The sequence below is a fragment of the Streptomyces niphimycinicus genome (genome assembly GCF_018883605.1).
Classification (GTDB): Bacteria; Actinomycetota; Actinomycetes; order Streptomycetales; family Streptomycetaceae; genus Streptomyces; species Streptomyces niphimycinicus.
In genome coordinates, this window is sequence record NZ_JAHLEM010001119.1 from 1 (window position 1) to 3118 (window position 3118).

At 75.5% G+C, this 3118-nt stretch carries 3 protein-coding genes; all 3 read left to right on the forward strand.

Annotation, left to right across the window (positions count from 1 at the left end; translation table 11 throughout):
• Positions 1-304: cobalamin biosynthesis protein (locus KN815_RS48055; RefSeq protein ID WP_216348060.1), on the forward strand; the 304-nt coding region annotated here is incomplete at its 5' end.
• Positions 301-1929, forward strand: coding sequence for a cobyric acid synthase (locus KN815_RS48060; protein ID WP_216348061.1), 1629 nt, complete (start codon positions 301-303; stop codon positions 1927-1929). The genes KN815_RS48055 and KN815_RS48060, both read left to right, overlap by 4 nt.
• 64 nt (positions 1930-1993) lie before the next feature.
• Positions 1994-3118 (forward strand): magnesium chelatase ATPase subunit I (locus KN815_RS48065; RefSeq protein ID WP_216348062.1); only part of this gene is annotated, 1125 nt, incomplete at its 3' end.

The window sequence follows — 3118 nt, forward strand, 5'->3', positions numbered from 1 at the left end:
CGCGCGGCGCGCCTGGCGGCACGACGGCCGGCGCCATCCGAGCCCCAACGCGGGCCCGGTGGAGGCGTCGTTCGCGGGCGCGCTCGGCGTACGGCTGGGCGGCACCCTCACCTACGGCGGCCGGGTCGAGCACCGGCCGGTGCTCAACTCCGGCGGGCGGCCGGTGGAGCCGGCCGACATCGAGCGGGCGATACGGCTGTCGCGGCGCGTCGGCGTCCTGGCGCTCGGGGTGTCCGTGGCTGCCCGGCCGGTGCTGAGGGCGTTGACGGGGCGGCCCCGGGCCGCCGGAAGGGGCGGCGGATGAGCGGGATACGCGGTAAGGGCGGCACGGAAGGTTCCGGGTCGCGGGGCGGGGGGCTGCTCATCGCGGGCACCACCTCCGACGCGGGCAAGAGCGTCGTGACGGCCGGGATCTGCCGGTGGCTCGCCCGTAAGGGCGTCAGCGTGGCCCCCTTCAAGGCGCAGAACATGTCGCTCAACTCCTTCGTCACCCGGGAGGGGGCGGAGATCGGGCGGGCGCAGGCCATGCAGGCCGCCGCCGCGCGCGTCGAGCCGAGCGCGCTGATGAACCCGGTCCTGCTGAAGCCGGGCAGCGACCGCAGCAGCCAAGTGGTGCTGCTGGGCAAGCCGGTGGGCGAGCTGAGCGCGCGCGGGTACTTCGGGCGGTCGGGGCCCGCTGCGCACCCGCCGTCGGGCGCGGCCTCCGCCGGGCAGCCGCGGCCCTTGGGGCGGGAGGCCCTGCTGGGGACCGTCACGGAGTGCCTGGAGGAGCTGCGGCGCACCCATGACGCGGTGATCTGCGAGGGCGCGGGCAGCCCGGCCGAGATCAATCTGCGCCGCACCGACATCGTCAACATGGGGCTGGCGCGCGCCGCCGGGCTTCCGGTCGTGGTGGTCGGGGACATCGACCGCGGTGGCGTCTTCGCGTCGTTCTTCGGCACCATCGCGCTGCTGTCGGCGGCGGACCAACGGCATGTGGCCGGCTATCTGGTGAACAAGTTCCGCGGCGATGTGAGCCTTCTGGAGCCCGGTCTGGAGATGCTGCGCGACCTCACCGGGCGCCCGACCGTCGGAGTGCTCCCGTTCGCCCACGGGCTGGGGATCGACGAGGAGGACGGGCTGCGGGTGTCGCTGCGCGGAGCGGTGCGGGAGAGCGTCGTGGCGCCTCCTTACGGCGCGGACGTCCTGCGGATCGCGGTGGCCGCCGTGCCGCTGATGTCCAACTTCACGGACGTGGACGCGCTGGCGGCCGAACCGGGCGTGATCGTGCGGTTCGTGGACCGTCCCGAGGAGCTGGCCGACGCCGATCTGGTGGTGCTGCCGGGCACCCGGGGCACCGTAAGGGCGCTGGAGTGGCTGCGTGAGCGCGGGCTCGCCGACGCGATCGCCCGGCGGGCCGCCGAGGGCCGTCCGGTGCTGGGCGTCTGCGGTGGCTTCCAGGTGCTCGGGGAGCGCATCGAGGACGAGGTCGAGTCGAAGGCCGGGACGGTCGCCGGGCTCGGGCTGCTGCCGGTGCGGGTGCGGTTCGCGGCGGAGAAGACCCTGGCCCGGCCGGTGGGCGAGGCGCTCGGTGAGCGGGTGGCGGGCTACGAGATCCACCACGGGGTCGCCGAGCTGCTCGACGGGGCCGAGGAGCCCTTCCTGGACGGCTGCCGGGTGGGCTCGGTGTGGGGCACCCACTGGCACGGCTCGCTGGAGAGCGACGGCTTCCGGCGGGCGTTCCTGCGCCGGGTGGCCGCCGCGGCGGGCCGGGCGTTCGTACCGGCGCCGGACACCCGCTTCGGCGAGCTGCGCGAGGAGCAGCTCGACCGGCTCGGCGACCTGATCGAGGAGCACGCCGACACCGACGCACTGCTGCGGCTCATCGAGAAGGGCGTCCCGGACGGGCTGCCGTTCGTCCCTCCGGGGGCGCCAGGGGGGACGTCGTGACCCACCCCGGCATCCACACCGACACCGGACCGGGACACCCACGCACACCAGGAGGTACCGCCGCGTGACCACCACCTACCCCTTCAGCGCGATCGTCGGCATGGACGGTCTGCGGCTCGGCCTGCTCCTCAACGCCGTCTCACCCGCCGTGGGCGGCGTCCTGGTGCGCGGGGAGAAGGGCACGGCCAAGAGCACCGCCGTAAGAGCGATCGCGGCGCTGCTGCCCGCGGTCGACGTGGTGGCCGGGTGCCGGTTCTCCTGCGATCCGGCCGCGCCCGACCCGTCCTGCCCGGACGGGCCCCATGAGCCGGAGACCGGCGAGGCGCGCCCCGCGCGGATGGTCGAACTGCCCGTGGGCGCCTCCGAGGACCGCCTGGTCGGCGCCCTCGACATCGAGCGGGCGCTGTCGGACGGGGTGAAGGCGTTCGAGCCCGGACTGCTCGCCGACGCCCACCGCGGGGTGCTCTACGTCGACGAGGTCAACCTGCTCCACGACCATCTGATCGACCTGCTGCTCGACGCGGCCGCCATGGGCGCCTCCTACGTGGAGCGCGAGGGGGTGTCCGTACGGCATGCGGCGCGCTTCCTGCTGGTGGGCACCATGAACCCGGAAGAGGGCGAGCTGCGGCCGCAGTTGCTGGACCGCTTCGGTCTCACAGTGGAGGTCGCGGCGTCCCGGGACACCGATGAGCGGGTCGAGGTGGTGCGGCGGCGGCTGGCGTACGACGAGGACCCCGAGGGGTTCGCGGCGCGCTGGGCGGCGGACGAGGAGGCCCTGCGGGAGCGCATCGCGGCGGCGCGCGCCCTGCTGCCGCGGGTGCGTCTCGGCGACCGCGCGCTGCGGCAGATCGCGGCGGTGTGCGCCGGGTTCGAGGTGGACGGGATGCGCGCGGACATCGTGACGGCCCGTACGGCGACCGCGCTGGCCGCCTGGGCGGGACGCACCGATGTGCGGACCGAGGACGTACGGGGGGCGGCGCTGCTGTCGCTCCCCCACCGCCGGCGGCGGGCTCCCTTCGACGCGCCGGGGCTCGACGAGGACAAACTCGACGAGATCCTGCGGCAGTTCGAGGAGGACGAGCCGGAGCCGGATCCCGACCCGGGCCCGGAGGGCCCCGAGAGCCCGGACGACGGGCCGAAGGGCCCGGGCGGCCCCGACGGCCCGGGCGGCCCCGACGGCCCCGGCGGC

Bases quoted from the DNA above. Each gene is read 5' to 3' on its own strand.
- KN815_RS48060 (WP_216348061.1), top strand. From the start codon at position 301: ATGAGCGGGATACGCGGTAAGGGCGGCACGGAAGGTTCCGGGTCGCGG.